The sequence below is a fragment of the Variovorax sp. 01T432 genome (genome assembly GCF_056398605.1).
Map to the genome: position 1 here is coordinate 159,192 of NZ_JBFTPS010000006.1, position 13,573 is coordinate 172,764.

Annotated in this window: 15 protein-coding genes; 11 read left to right on the forward strand and 4 right to left on the reverse strand. The window is 68.2% G+C overall.

The features are described from left to right. Positions 1-15: 15 nt before the first annotated feature. From AC1DNF_RS07515 to AC1DNF_RS07545, 7 genes are all read left to right on the forward strand, one after another. A complete protein-coding gene (locus tag AC1DNF_RS07515) occupies positions 16-1,608 on the forward strand; it encodes an ABC transporter substrate-binding protein (RefSeq protein ID WP_478147944.1) in 1,593 nt (530 codons plus the stop codon). A gap of 24 nt (positions 1,609-1,632) precedes the next feature. Next, the gene (locus AC1DNF_RS07520; RefSeq protein ID WP_478147945.1) at positions 1,633-2,568 is read left to right on the forward strand and encodes an ABC transporter permease; all 936 of its coding nucleotides are present in this window, start codon (positions 1,633-1,635) and stop codon (positions 2,566-2,568) included. Between the two features lie 155 nt (positions 2,569-2,723). Next, entirely contained in the window at positions 2,724-3,611 is an 888-nt protein-coding gene (locus AC1DNF_RS07525) for an ABC transporter permease (RefSeq protein ID WP_478147946.1), read from the forward strand. A gap of 7 nt (positions 3,612-3,618) precedes the next feature. Beyond that, positions 3,619-4,647, forward strand: coding sequence for an ABC transporter ATP-binding protein (locus AC1DNF_RS07530; RefSeq protein ID WP_478147947.1), 1,029 nt, complete (start codon positions 3,619-3,621; stop codon positions 4,645-4,647). Further along, positions 4,644-5,645 carry an ABC transporter ATP-binding protein gene (locus AC1DNF_RS07535; RefSeq protein ID WP_478147948.1) on the forward strand — a complete coding sequence of 334 codons (1,002 nt, stop codon included), beginning with the start codon at positions 4,644-4,646 and terminating at the stop codon, positions 5,643-5,645. Before AC1DNF_RS07530 ends, AC1DNF_RS07535 begins: the two co-directional genes overlap by 4 nt. Positions 5,646-5,663: 18 nt before the next feature. Then, the gene (locus AC1DNF_RS07540) at positions 5,664-7,121 is read left to right on the forward strand and encodes an N-acyl-D-amino-acid deacylase family protein (RefSeq protein WP_478147949.1); all 1,458 of its coding nucleotides are present in this window, start codon (positions 5,664-5,666) and stop codon (positions 7,119-7,121) included. A 143-nt stretch (positions 7,122-7,264) separates the two neighbouring features. After that, positions 7,265-7,510 (forward strand): hypothetical protein, encoded by a 246-nt coding sequence (locus AC1DNF_RS07545; protein WP_478147950.1) that lies wholly within the window; start codon positions 7,265-7,267, stop codon positions 7,508-7,510. Positions 7,511-7,523: 13 nt separating this feature from the next. On the opposite strand, the gene AC1DNF_RS07550 is transcribed toward AC1DNF_RS07545, so the two are convergent. Genes AC1DNF_RS07550 through AC1DNF_RS07560 form a run of 3 tightly spaced genes read right to left on the reverse strand, consistent with a single transcriptional unit; the run spans position 7,524 to position 10,555 of the window. Next, entirely contained in the window at positions 7,524-8,291 is a 768-nt protein-coding gene (locus AC1DNF_RS07550; RefSeq protein WP_478147951.1) for an SDR family NAD(P)-dependent oxidoreductase, read from the reverse strand. A gap of 16 nt (positions 8,292-8,307) precedes the next feature. Continuing rightward, positions 8,308-9,213, reverse strand: a complete 906-nt coding sequence (locus tag AC1DNF_RS07555) for a hypothetical protein (RefSeq protein ID WP_478147952.1) — start codon at positions 9,211-9,213, stop codon at positions 8,308-8,310. A 31-nt stretch (positions 9,214-9,244) separates the two neighbouring features. After that, positions 9,245-10,555, reverse strand: a complete 1,311-nt coding sequence (locus AC1DNF_RS07560; RefSeq protein ID WP_478147953.1) for an MFS transporter — start codon at positions 10,553-10,555, stop codon at positions 9,245-9,247. 131 nt (positions 10,556-10,686) lie between these two features. Here AC1DNF_RS07560 and AC1DNF_RS07565 point away from each other — a divergent pair, with 131 nt between their 5' ends. From AC1DNF_RS07565 to AC1DNF_RS07580, 4 genes are all read left to right on the forward strand, one after another. Next, positions 10,687-11,340, forward strand: a complete 654-nt coding sequence (locus tag AC1DNF_RS07565) for a TetR/AcrR family transcriptional regulator (RefSeq protein WP_478147954.1) — start codon at positions 10,687-10,689, stop codon at positions 11,338-11,340. Between the two features lie 131 nt (positions 11,341-11,471). Further along, positions 11,472-11,996 carry a hypothetical protein gene (locus AC1DNF_RS07570; protein WP_478147955.1) on the forward strand — a complete coding sequence of 175 codons (525 nt, stop codon included), beginning with the start codon at positions 11,472-11,474 and terminating at the stop codon, positions 11,994-11,996. 152 nt (positions 11,997-12,148) lie between these two features. After that, complete coding sequence (locus AC1DNF_RS07575) at positions 12,149-12,277, forward strand: hypothetical protein (protein ID WP_478147956.1); 129 nt, start codon at positions 12,149-12,151, stop codon at positions 12,275-12,277. Positions 12,278-12,347: 70 nt separating this feature from the next. Then, a complete protein-coding gene (locus AC1DNF_RS07580; protein WP_478147957.1) occupies positions 12,348-13,007 on the forward strand; it encodes an FMN-binding negative transcriptional regulator in 660 nt (219 codons plus the stop codon). Here the strand turns inward: AC1DNF_RS07580 and AC1DNF_RS07585 are convergent. After that, complete coding sequence (locus AC1DNF_RS07585) at positions 12,993-13,535, reverse strand: hypothetical protein (RefSeq protein ID WP_478147958.1); 543 nt, start codon at positions 13,533-13,535, stop codon at positions 12,993-12,995. The two genes, AC1DNF_RS07580 and AC1DNF_RS07585, sit on opposite strands and share 15 nt — an antisense overlap. Positions 13,536-13,573 lie beyond the last annotated feature (38 nt).

Consider the following 13,573-nt stretch of genomic DNA (forward strand, 5'->3'; position numbering starts at 1 on the left):
CCGGAGAACCCGACGATGAAACGACGCACGCTTGCCGCCTTCGCCGCCCTTGGCGCCAATGCACTGGCCCTCGGCCTCGGCGGCTTCGGCCTGCCGGCGCTGGCGCAGACCAAGACCTTGAAGGTCGTCGCGCATGCCGACGTGAAGATCCTGGACCCGACCTTCACCACCGCCTACATCTCGCGCAACTTCGGCTACATGGTCTACGACACCCTGTTCGCGCAGGACGCCAACGGCAAGCCCCAGCCCCAGATGGTGGAGAAGTACAGCACCTCCAAGGACGGCAAGCAGTGGAGCTTCACGCTGCGCCCGGGCCTGAAGTTCTCCGACGGCACGCCCGTCACCTCGGCCGACGCCGTCGCGTCCCTGCAGCGCTGGGGCTCGCGCGACAGCCTCGGCCGCGCCATGGCCGCGGCCGGCGCCGAATGGAAGGCCGTCGACGAGCGAAGCTTCAGCCTGAGCCTCAACGAGCCCTTCGGCATGGTGCTGGATGCGCTGGCCAAGCCCTCGGGCTTTCCGCCGGTGATCCTGCCCGAGCGCCTGGCCAGGATGCCGACGGCCTCGCCGCTGACCGAGGTGCTCGGCTCGGGCCCCTACATCTTCAAGCGCGACGAATGGGTGCCGGGCAACAAGGCCGTCTTCGTGCGCAACCCCAACTACGTGGCGCGCAGCGAACCGCCGAGCGGCCTGGCGGGCAGCAAGAAGAGCCACTTCGACCGCGTCGAGTGGCTCTACCTGCCCGATGCCAACAGCGCCATCGCGGCGCTCAAGCGCGGCGAGGTCGACCTGGTCGAGCAGGTTCCGCCGGACTACATCACACCGCTGCGCACCGACCCCGACATCAAGGTCGGCTCGGGCGGCGCCTATCAGGGCTTCCTGGTGCTCAACCAGATGTTCCCGCCCTTCAACAACCCGAAGGTGCGGCAGGCGCTGCTGCAGGCCGTGAGCCAGGATCGCTTCACCGCCGCCATGGGCTACCCGCTGGACATGCGCGTGACTTACTGCGCGACCTACTTCATCTGCGGCAGGCCCAACGAGACGGCCGCCGGCGCGGAACCTTACCGCAAGGCCGACGTGGCCAAGGCCAAACAGATGCTGGCCGACGCCGGCTACAAGGGCGAGAAGGTCGTGCTGCTGGTGCCCAGCGACATCACCTACCTCAACGCCGAGGCGCTCATGGCCGCGCAGACCATGCGCAGCATCGGCATGAACGTCGACATGCAGAACATGGACTGGGCCTCGATCGGCGCGCGCCGCGCGAAGAAGGATGCGCCCGAGGCCGGCGGCTGGAACATGTATGTCACGGTGGCCGGCGAGTTCGACGTGAACTCGCCCATCACCAATGCCTACCTGAGCGCGGCCTGCGGCAACTCGCTGCCGGGCTGGCCCTGCGACAAGCCGCTGGACGAACTGCGCACCGCCTGGATCCGCGAGACCGTGCCGGCCCGACGCAAGGAACTGCTCGACGCCTTCCAGAAGCGCGCCTACGAGGCCGTGCCCTACGTGAATGCGGGCCAGTACTCGGCCGCCTTCGCCGCGCGCGCCAGCCTGAAGGGCCTGGACAAGCTGTGGGCCGGCATGCCGGTCTTCTGGGCACTCGACAAGTAAGCCACGCACGCACACGTCACGCTCATGGGCTACATCCTTCGACGCCTGCTCTCGACGCTCCCGGTCATGGCGGTGGTGGCCGTGGTGGTGTTCATGCTCATCCACCTGTCGCCCGGCGATCCGGCCGCGCTGATCGCGGGCGACCTCGCCACCGGCGAGGACATCGCGAATCTGCGCCTGGCGCTGGGGCTGAACCTGCCGCTGTGGCAGCAGTTCATGCTGTGGCTCGGCAAGCTCGCCACCGGCGACCTCGGCACCTCGATCTTCACGCAAGTGCCGGTGTCGCAGCTGCTCGCGCAACGGCTGGAGCCGACGCTGTCGATCGCCGCGTTCACGATGCTGATCACGCTGGTGGTGGCGGTGCCGCTGGGTACCCTGGCCGCCCACCGCGCGGGAAGCTGGATCGACCGGCTGGTGATGCTCTTCGCGGTGCTGGCCTTTTCCGTGCCGGTGTTCCTGGTGGGCTACCTGCTGATCTACAGCTTCGCGATCCGGCTGCCGTGGTTCCCGGTGCAGGGCTATGTGCGCTTCGCGGAAGATCCCATGGGCTGGCTGCGCTGCCTGGTGCTGCCCAGCGTGAACCTGGCGCTGGTCTACATCGCGCTGATCACCCGAATGACGCGCGCCACCGTGCTCGAGGTGCTGCATGAGGATTACATCCGCACCGCGCGCGCCAAGGGCCTGGGCGTGCTGCCGGTATTGATGCACGCGCTGCGCAATGCGGCGATCCCGATCGCGACCACGATGGGCGTCGGCATCGCGCTGCTGATCGGCGGCGTGGTGGTGACGGAGACGGTGTTTGCCATTCCCGGCGTCGGCCGGCTGGTCATCGACTCCGTGCAGCGTCACGACTACCCGGTGATCCAGAGCGTGCTGCTGATCTCCGCCGGCGTCTATGTGCTGATCAACCTGCTCATCGACCTGAGCTATCGCCTGTTCGACCCCCGAATACACCTATGACTCACCCCCAGGCTGCGCGCACTTCGTGTCGCTTCGCCCTCCCCCTTGCAGGGGGCAACACCGGCGGACCGGCGGAGCCGGTTCCGCGGTGTTCCTGGAATGGCGCTCGGGCGCGGGGACGGAATGCTTAACTCTGTTGGCGCGACTGAACGATCATGTCCACCACCTTGCCTCTGAACGACGCGCCGCCCGCAGACGACGCGCCCTTCGTGCCGCCGCGCTGGCGATGGGTGCGCAAGCACCCCACGCTCATCATCGGCGCGCTGCTGCTGATCGCGATCGCCGTGCTGTCGATCGCCGCGCCCTGGGTCGCCACCCAGGACCCGCAGGACATCGACCCGATCGCGCGCATGCAGCCCGTGTCGGCCGAACACTTCTTCGGCACCGACGCGCTCGGCCGCGATGTGTTCAGCCGTGCCGTGTGGGGCGGCCGCGTGTCGCTGGTGGTCGGCCTGTCGGTCGCGCTGCTCGCCACCGTGCTCGGCGTGCTGCTGGGCCTGGTGGCGGGCTTCGTGCGCTGGGCCGACACCCCGGTGATGCGCATGATGGACGGCCTCATGGCGATCCCCGGCATCCTGCTCGCCATCGCGCTGATGGCGGTGACGCAGGCCAGCCTGACGACCGTCATCGTCGCCATCACCATCCCCGAGATTCCGCGCGTGGCACGGCTGGTGCGATCGCTGGCGCTCACCCTGCGCGAGCAGCTCTTCGTCGAAGCGGCGCACGCCGTCGGCACGCGGCTGCCGGTGATCCTGCTGCGCCATGTGCTGCCCAACATCGTGGCGCCGCTGGTCGTGCAGGCCACCTTCGTCGCCGCCTCCGCGGTGCTCACGGAAGCGGTGCTGTCCTTCCTCGGCGTCGGCGTGCCGGCGCAGACGCCCAGCTGGGGCAACATGATGGCCGAGGGCCGCAACTTCGTGGCCGTGGCCTTCCACATCATCCTGTACCCCGGCATCCTGCTGGCCCTGACGGTGCTGGCCATCAACCTGCTGGGCGACGGGCTGCGCGATGCGCTCGACCCCCGCCTGGCCCGCCAGCTGTGAGCGCGCAATGAAGATGTCCCGCGTTTCCCTCCCCACCGGCGAGCCGCTGCTCGAAGTGCGCGAGCTGCGCACGCACTTCGACACCCTGGCCGGAACCGTGCGATCGGTCGACGGCGTTTCGCTGACGGTGCGCGCCGGCCAGACCCTCGGCGTGGTCGGCGAATCCGGCTGCGGCAAGAGCGTGACTGCCCTGTCCATCCTGCGGCTGGTGCCCTCGCCGCCGGCGCGCCTGCGCGGCAGCATCAGCCTGCGCGGCACCGACCTGCTCCAGCTGAGCGAGCGCGAGATGCGACAGATCCGGGGCAACCGCATCTCGATGATCTTCCAGGAGCCGATGACCTCGCTGAACCCGGTGCTGACCGTGGGCCGGCAGATCGCGGAGACCGTGCGGCTGCACCAGAAGCTCAAGCGCGACGACGCCCTGGCGCGCGCGGTGGAGATGCTGCGCGTGGTGCAGATCCCCGAGCCCGAGCGCCGCGTCAACGAATACCCACACCAGCTCTCGGGCGGCATGCGCCAGCGCGTGATGATCGCCCTGGCCCTGGCCTGCAACCCCGAGGTACTGATCGCCGACGAACCCACCACGGCCCTGGACGTGACGATCCAGGCGCAGATCCTCGACCTCATCAAGCGCCTGCGGAAGGAACTGGGCATGGGCGTCGTCATGATCACCCACGACCTCGGCGTGGTGGCCGAAAGCTGCGACCGCGTGATCGTGATGTACGCCGGGCGCAAGGTCGAGGAGGCGGACGTGATCGAACTCTTCGACCGGCCGCTGCACCCCTACACGCGCGCGCTGATGGCCTCCATGCCCTCGATGAATTCCACCGGCACGCGGCTGGCCGAAATCCCGGGCATGGTGCCATCGCCGCACACGCTGGGCCGCGGCTGCGCCTTTGCCGCGCGCTGCCCGCATGCCAACGCGCGCTGCGTGGCCGCGATGCCGGCACTTGTCGAGGAAGCCGGCGGGCATGCCGTGGCCTGCTTCGCCGTCGAAGAAGGCCGTGTCCAATGGCCGGAGGAGGTGGCCGCATGAACGCCGTCGTTCCCGCCCCTGTTCCCGACATGCTCCTGCAGGTCGACAAGCTCAGGAAGCACTACCTCTCGCCGCGGCGCTGGCTGTCGAAGCCCAGGCCCGCGATCCAGGCGGTGGACGGGGTCTCCTTCACGGTCGCGCGCGGCGAGACGCTGGCGCTCGTGGGCGAATCGGGCTGCGGCAAGACCACCACCGCGAAATCGGTGATGCGCCTGGTCGAGCCCACCTCCGGTTCGGTCAAGCTCGAAGGCCAGGAGCTGGTGGGCCTTTCGGCCGGCGAGATGCGCCTGCGCAGGCGCGATCTGCAGATCATCTTCCAGGACCCTTACGCCTCGCTCAACCCGCGCCTGTCGGCCGGTGAGATCGTGGCCGAGCCGCTGAGGAACTTCGGCATGCGCTCGGCCGCCCAGCGCCAGGAGCGCGTGCAGTGGCTCTTCTCCAAGGTCGGCCTGCGGCCCGAGGCGGCGAAGAAGTTTCCGCACGAGTTCTCGGGCGGGCAGCGCCAGCGCCTGGGCATCGCGCGCGCGCTCGCGCTCAATCCCAAGCTCATCGTCTGCGACGAGCCGGTGTCGGCGCTCGACGTGTCGGTGCAGGCGCAGGTGGTCAACCTGCTGATGGACCTGCAGGCCGAGCTGGGCATCGCCTACCTCTTCGTCGCGCACGATCTCGCCGTGGTGCGCCACATCAGCCATCGCGTGGCCGTGATGTACCTCGGCCACATCGTCGAGCTCGCGGACCGCGACACGCTGTTCTCGGCGCCGCGCCATCCCTACACCGAGATCCTGCTGTCGGCCGTGCCGGTGCCCAACCCGCGCACGCCCGCCCGGCGAATCCTGCTGCAGGGCGACCCGCCCAGCCCCGCCAACCCGCCCTCGGGCTGCCGCTTCCACACCCGCTGTCCGCTCGCGCAGCCGGTGTGCAAGGAACAGGCGCCGGCCCTGACCGAGCGGCCCACGGCCTCGCCCGGCGGCCAGTGGGTGGCCTGCCATTTTCGATAGCCGCAACAAAGGATCCCGATGTCGCCGACACCCTCCCACTTCGACCTGCTCATCCGCGGCGGCACCGTCATCGACGGCACCAGGGCGCCGCGCTTCGATGCCGATGTCGGCATCACGGCCGGCCGCATCGCCGCCATCGGCGACCTCTGCGCCTGCACCGCCGCGCAGACGCTGGACGCCACGGGCCGCATCGTCGCGCCCGGCTTCATCGACTCGCACACGCACGACGACCAGGCCGTGCTGTCGCAGGCGGCGATGCCCTTCAAGGTCTCGCAGGGCGTGACGACCGTGGTCGCCGGCAACTGCGGCATCAGCGCCGCGCCGCTGCGGCCCGACATGGATCTGCCCATGCCGCTGAGCCTGATCGACTCGCCCGCCGAAGGCCGCTTCACCACCTTCGCGGCCTACCTGGACGCGCTGCGCGCCACCCCGTCCTCGGTCAACGTCGCGGCGATGGTCGGGCACTCGACGCTGCGCGCGGTCACCATGTCGGCGCTCGACCGCCCGGCCAATGCCGAAGAGATCGCCGCCATGCAGGGGCTGGTCGAGGAAGCCATGCAGGCGGGCGCCATCGGGCTGTCGACCGGCACCTTCTACCCGCCCGCGGCCAAGGCGACGACCGAGGAGATCATCGAGGTCTGCCGGCCGCTGAGCGCGCGCAAGGCGCTCTACGTCACGCACATGCGCGACGAATCGGACAAGGTGATGGAGTCGCTGGAAGAGACCTTCCGCATCGGCCGCGAACTCGGCGTGCCGGTGGTGGTGTCGCACCACAAGGTGCAGAACACGCCGAACTTCGGCCGCTCGAAAGTCACCCTGCCCTTCATCCGGGAGACGATGAAGCACCAGTGCGTGTCGCTCGACTGCTACCCCTACACGGCGGGCTCGACCATGATCCGCACCGACCGCGGCATGCTCGAAGGCCGCGTGCTGATCGCCGCCAGCCAGCCGCACCCCGAATGTGCGGGCCGCGACCTGGACGACATCGCGAAGGAATGGGGCGTGGCCAAGGACGAAGCCGCCCGCCGGCTGCAGCCCGGCAGCGCGATCTACTTCCTGATGGACGAGAACGACGTGCAGCGCATCCTCGCCTTCGACGAGACCATGATCGGCTCGGACGGCATCCCGGTCGGCGAGAGCCCGCATCCGCGCCTGTGGGGCACCTTCCCGCGCGTGCTGGGGCACTACAGCCGCGACATCGGCCTCTTTCCGCTGGAAACCGCGGTCTGGAAGATGACTGGGCTTACGGCACGCAACTTTGGCCTGGACGGGCGCGGCACGCTGAAGCCGGGCCACCATGCCGATCTCGTCGTCTTCGACGCCGCGACCGTGCGCGACGCGGCCAGCTACGAGACGCCGACGCGGCCGGCCGAAGGCATCGACACCGTGATCGTCAACGGCGCGATCACCTGGCGGCACGGAGCGCACACCGGAGCCCGCAACGGGCAGGTGATCACGCGCATGGAATGTGCCTGAGGCGCGGTCGGCGCGCGGCGGACGCGGGCGGCGGGGGAAGCGAGGAAAGAGCCGCTCCCATGTTCATGCGCTTGCGACCGTGGCCTTCTCGCCCTACAGTGGAAGCCTACGCCCGCAGGGCCCAGCCAAGACAGACGAGGTCGATGTCCAAATCCGAAGCCCAGCAACGCGCACGGCTCATGTGGGACACCGCCTGCGAGCGACTCGCCAAGGTGCTTCATCCATCCTCCAACATCCCGGGAGCGCCGGCCCCCGACCTCGCCGAAGCCCTGCTCGTCGCGCAATTGAGCCTGGACGCCGTGCGGGCGGCCTTCGAAGCCGATGTCCGGCCCGAGCGGCAGCCGGCGCCGCCACGCCGCGGCAGGCGCACCGCGTCCTCCCCCTCCTGAATTCGGCGCCTTCTCAGGCGCTCATGCCGCCGTCGACCATCAGCAGGCTGCCCGTCACGAAGCTGCTCTGCGCCGAAGCGAGGTACAGCACGGAGCGCGCGATTTCCTCCGGCTTTCCATGCCGCCGCAATGGAATCATCTGGTCGAAAAAGGCACCGGCATCGCGCTGCATCACCACGCTCAGTTCCGACTCGACCTCGCGCTGGAAATCGTTGGCGATGGGGCCGGGGTGGATCGTGTTGACGCGGATGTTGCGCGCCGCCGCCTCCTTGGCGACCGAACGCATCAGGCCCACCTGCGCGTGCTTGGCGGTGATGTAGGCGTAGGCGCCCGGGTCGCCGCGCACACCGACGATGCTGGAAGTGATGATCACGCTCCCGCCATCGTTCATCGCCGCGATGCCGTGCTTGCAGCACAGGAAGGCGCCCTTCACATGGACCGCCATGACGCGGTCGAACTCGTCCTCGGGAAACGCCGCCAGCGGGCGGATCACGCCCATGTTGCCCGCGTTGCTGAAGATCACGTCGACCGGGCCGAAGCGCTCGACCGCGTGCGCGAAAAGCCGGCGGACCTGCTCGCTGCTGGACACATCGGTCACCATCGCCGCGGCCACCGCTTCGCCCAGTTCCGCTGTCGCGCGCGACAGCGCGCCGGCGTCCAGGTCGGCGAGCACGACCCGCGCGCCATGCGCCACGAAGAGCCGCGCCGTCGCCAGCCCGATGCTGCCCGCGCCGCCGGTGATCACGCAGACCTTGCCGGCCAGTTGAGCGTTCTCGTTCACCCCAACATCCTCGTCTTCACGCGTCCACCGTCACGGACTTGCCCGGCAGGGGCTCCGTGCTGGGAAGCTGCGGCTCCATCGATTCCCTGGAGAGCATCGGCAGCGTGAAGGCCAGCAGTTCCATATCGCTCTCGGCCACGATCTCGCCCTCCTCGCCGCTCGCGAAGTCGGCGGCACAGTGGCGCCCCCATGGCGCGCCGCCGACGCGGCCGCTTCCCGACAGCACGAAACAGACGCGGATGGCCGCCGCGCGCTTCACCCGCAGCGTCGAACCCGCGCGAACCAGGAAGGCCTCGGCCATGGTGCCGCGTTCCGTGAAGCACCCCAGCAGCTTGCGCAACACACCCGCCTGGCCCTCGAGCGGCGTCCAGCGGTACGCCTTCGGCTTCATGATGATGACGTCGTCGTAGCGCGGCGCCGGAATCATCATGCGCTGCCCGATGGACTGCTCCCAGATCGCGTTGATGCTGAGCTTCCTCGACACGCGGCCGTCCTCCGCCTCGCGGGTGAACACCGGCCCCTCGAAGCGCCCGACCTGCTTGAGTTCCGCCCGGCCCTGGCGGTATTGCTCCGGGCTCATGTAGCCGTAGCCGCTCGCGCCGCCGAACTGCAGCACGAGCGCCACAGGGCCCGCGGGGTCGTCTTGCGGGCCGTAGGAGGTGCCCTCCGGAAAGTAGCAGAGTTCGCCCTCCCGCAGCACCCGCCCGTCGCCGAGGTTCATCTGCCCCTGGATGACATAGCGGAACTGATCGAAGTTGTGCCGGTGGGTCACCATCCGGAAATGACCCAGGTTCTCCGTGATCTGCAGCATGTAGTTCTCGGGCGTCAGCGGCGTGCCCTCGAGCAGATAGCGAAATCCGAGCACCCCGGTCGGGTGGTCGTCGGTGATGACCGGTGAATCCGCGGGGTTGGCGACATTCATGCAGGTTTCCTTGGGTCGATATGGGATGCCATCAGACATGGACCGGCGCCGCGGGCGCCTCGCGCACGGCATCGCCCGCGGCGCGCCTGCCCTTGCGCAGGGACAGGATCGCGACGACGCCCACCACGCCGGTGGCGATGGCCCAGTAAGCCGGGCTCGCCCGGCCGCCGGTGGAGGCGATCAGCCAGGTGATGATCAAGGGCCCCAGGCCGCCGAACACCGCGCCGACAATGTTGTAGACGAGGCCGACGCCGCTCGAGCGAACCTGCGTCGGATAGAGCTCCGCCAGCGTGACGGGCATGGCGCCGCTCAACAGTCCGACGAGGATGTTGATCGGCATCTGCGCGATGAGGAGCGTGGTGAAGGCGGGATGTGCGATGAGCTGCGCGAACAGCGGATAGCTGATCAGCACGTACAGGATCGCGGCCGGCAGAAGAATGGCGCGCCGCCCGAAGCGGTCGGACAGTGCGCCCGCCGCCAGGCACACGAAGAACTGCACCGCGCAGCAGATGATGGTGGCGATCTGGGCGTCCTTCATCGGCACGTGAAGCTCGCGCGCCGCATACAAGGGCAGATAGACCAGGATCAGGTAGAAGGAAGCGGAACCGATCAGCACCAGGCCCGCGCCGCTGAGCGACTCGCGCCGGAACTTCTTCAGCACGACGCGCAGCGGTGTCCTCTCCGGCCCGCCCTCGCGCTGGATGTATTGCGTGAACTCCGGCGAATCCGCCAGCCGCGAACGCATGTAGTAGCCGATCGGGCCGATGAGGATGCCGACGGCGAAGGGGATGCGCCATCCCCACGATTCCAGCTCGCCGTGCGACAACGTGCTGGTCAGGATCAGCACCAGCCCCGCGGCGACACCGATCGTCGCGACCTGCGCGGCCATCTGCCAGCTTGCATAGAGACCCCGCCTGTGGGGCGGCGCGTATTCGATCAGCATCGCCGTCGCGCTGGCGAACTCGCCGCCGGCGGAGAAACCCTGCAGCAGCCGCGCCAGGACGATCAGGGCCGGCGCCCAGAATCCGATCGATGCGTAGGTGGGGGCGAAGGCGATGATGGCCGTCGCGCCGGCCATCATCCAGGAGATCCAGACCAGCGCGTTGCGCCGGCCCATCTTGTCCGCGTAGATGCCCCAGAAGATGCCGCTGAGCGGCCGGACAACGTACGCAAGGCCGAAGGTGGCGAACGCGAGAAGGACCGACGTGAGCTCGCTGCCGGTCGGAAAGTACAGCTTCGCGATCACGAAGGACAACATGCTGTACACGATGAAGTCGAAGCCCTCGAAGCAGATGCCGAGAACGCAAGCCACCACCGCTCGCTTCTGAATTGTCTTGTCCACGTGGTTGTCTCCTGATTCGCTCTCATTTATGCACTACTCGGTGCAGTAATTAGCTTAAGGCACATGGCACGGCCCGGTCAATCCGGGTGCGGCTCGGGAATACCCGCGACGCGCACGACTAACATCGCACGATGTCTGAGCAACCCATCCCTTCGCTGGAAGGTGTCGCGCCCGCGCGGCGTCCGGGCCGGCCTGTCTCCTCCGAAAAGCAGCGGGCCTTGCGCGACGCGGCCATCGCCGAGTTCGCGCAATCCGGTTTCGACAACGCGAGCGTGGATGCCATCGCCGCGCGCGCCCAGGTCTCCAAGCGCACGCTGTACAACCACTTCCCCAGCAAGGAGGACCTCTTCAAGGCCCTGGTCAGCGAAGTGGGCCAGCGCATCAGCGTCTCGGCCACGATCCGCTACTCGCCGCGCGCCTCGCTGCGGGCGCAGATCCTGCGGTTCGTGCGCGAGGCCCTCGAATTGGTGGCCGAAGAGCACACCTTGCGCCTGGTCCGCACGGTGATGGCCGAGCACATCCGTCATCCAGAACGCGTGGAACCCATCCTGCAGGACTACTGGCGCAATGAATACGGCTTCACTGCCTGGGCGGAAGCGGCATGCGCCGACGGGCGCCTGCGCGGGGATCCGGGGAAGATCGGCCACGCGATGACCTCGATGATGCGCGCCCACGTGTTCTGGCCGACGCTGCTCGGCCGGCTGCGGGCCGAATCGCCGGCGTTCAAGGCCGAGATATCGGAAGCGGTGGACATGTTCCTGCACTACTACGGCCGCCCGGAATGAACTGAACGGGATCGCCGGTGCGGTGGCCGTGGCCGCTGGGCATATATTCGACGGTTGCCCGCCGATCTATGACCCCTTCAAGCCTTCGCATTACCGGACCCGGTTCCTCCCCGTACCAATTCCCGGATCCTATGTATCTCCACGACGGGGAGATCCACATCGGCACGGCCCTGCCTGTCGTCCTGCAACGCGACGGAACGACGGTGCTCTTCCAGCAATTCACGCCCACCGACCACGTGGTGCGGCACAACCTGGCCTTGCGCAAGCTGGCCTTGATGGAGGTCACCGCCTACGTCGCCGAGCATGTGAGCACCGTTCGCACCATCCGCTTCGCGCTGAGCGGCCGCGTCAAGGAGCTGGACGACGGCATGAAGCTCGCGAGCGCGCGCTCGGCCCTGCTGCGCAGCATCGGCGTGCTTCGAATCAAGGTGACGCCGAATCCCGACCCGGCCTATGCAGGGCAGTTCGTGGTGGAGGGGCTCTGGACGAACAACCCGCCGAACCTCGCGATGCTGAGGGCGACGTTGGAAGAAGAGCGTGAAGCCTACGGCGCGCGCAAGGCGGCCAATGCCAAGCCCTGGCGGAAACTCGTGGCGATGACCATGAAGTTCCTGGCGCCTGGCGAAGAGGGAAACTCGAAGAACCAGATCTGGTGACGCGCCGCCCGGATCGCCGCGACGGCGCTTCTTCATGCGATGCATCCTGTAGGATGCCGACAACACACGCGAGCTGCTCCCGATGCCGGACTCGCGCCATTTTTGCGGGAATGCGTTTGGACGTGCTTTTGTACCTCGCAGGAGGAGTCTTGGTGGTCTTGGGGATCGCGTGGTTCGTCGACTCGCAGGCGCTTCGGGGGCCGGCGCTGCTTCACTCCGAAATCACGCGGCGCCTGAAGACCTCGATCGACATCATCGAGTCCATGCGCGGCAAGCTCTGAGGGCGAGTCGCGCCGGCGGGGATCGGCATGTCCGACAATTCGCGAAGATCTTTCCGAGGAGTCCCCCGCGATGTACATGCCCCCCCAGTTCAACGCCAAGGATCGCGCGATCGCCTCCGAGCTGATGCGCGCGCATCCTTTCGCCAGCCTGATCTCGAACGATGACGAGGGCCTGCCCTACGTCACGCACCTGCCGCTGGTGCTCGACGACAAGGGGGAAGACGATGTGCGGCTGCTGGGCCACTGCGCCAGGCCCAATCCGCACTGGCGCCACCTGCAGGCGCGGCCCCGGGCGATCGTGACCTTCCTCGGGCCGCACGCCTACCTCTCGCCCTCGGTCTACCCCGACCTCGCGCGCGTTCCGACCTGGAACTACCTCGCCGTGCATTGCACCGTGGAAGCACGCCTCATCGATGCACCCGCCGAGAAGGATGCGCTGCTCAAGCGCCTGATCGGCCAGCACGAGCCGGCCTATGCGCAGCAGTGGCGCGAGCTGGGCGAAGAGTTTCAGCACAAGATGCTGCTGGGCATCGTCGGCTTCGAATTGCGGGTGACGCAGCTGCAATGCAAGCTCAAGCTCAACCAGCACCGCCCGGAAGCCCACGCGGCCATGCGCGCCGTCTATGAGGCCGGTTCGCCGGACGAGCGCGCGCTGGCGCAATGGATGACCCGCCTCGGCATGGCCCTGCCGACGGTGGACGCCGACGAGGCGCCTTCAGGCCTCGCCTAGCAGCCGCAGCACGCGGCCGTCGCCGACGAAGGATTCGCCGACCAGAATCCTGAACGCCGCCTGGTCCTGGAATCGCCGCAATGCGAGGGCCGGCACCAGGAACTCGACCTCGATCGGCTGCGGCTTTCCGCGGCGAATCGATTCGTCCGGACGCACGAACCATCGGGCCGAGAAGGCCTCGTTGTCCACCACGAGATGGCAGCGCTGCTCGCCTGCGGGAATCGGGACGTCCTCGGAGGGCAATTGGGGAGCGCGCAGCGTGAGTTCGACGAGGGCATGGGGCTGGAACGCGCGGCCTTCCCCGAACCCCGATGGTGCCGAGGACCCGGCGGCCGCCGGACGCCGCAGCTTCGAGACCAGCCACGAAATGATGTTGCCGATGATCGGCAGCCACAGGAGCATGAGCAGGGTGCCGACATCGTGCGCCGTCGTCCTGGGGGCGGTGAAGGACCGAAGGAGCGCGCCCGCGATGGCGACGCTCAGCAGGATGATCACGATGAGCTTGCGTCGGGCTTGGATGGTTGTCATGAGGTGGCTGGCGCCGGGTTCCGGGAATCGCGGAATGG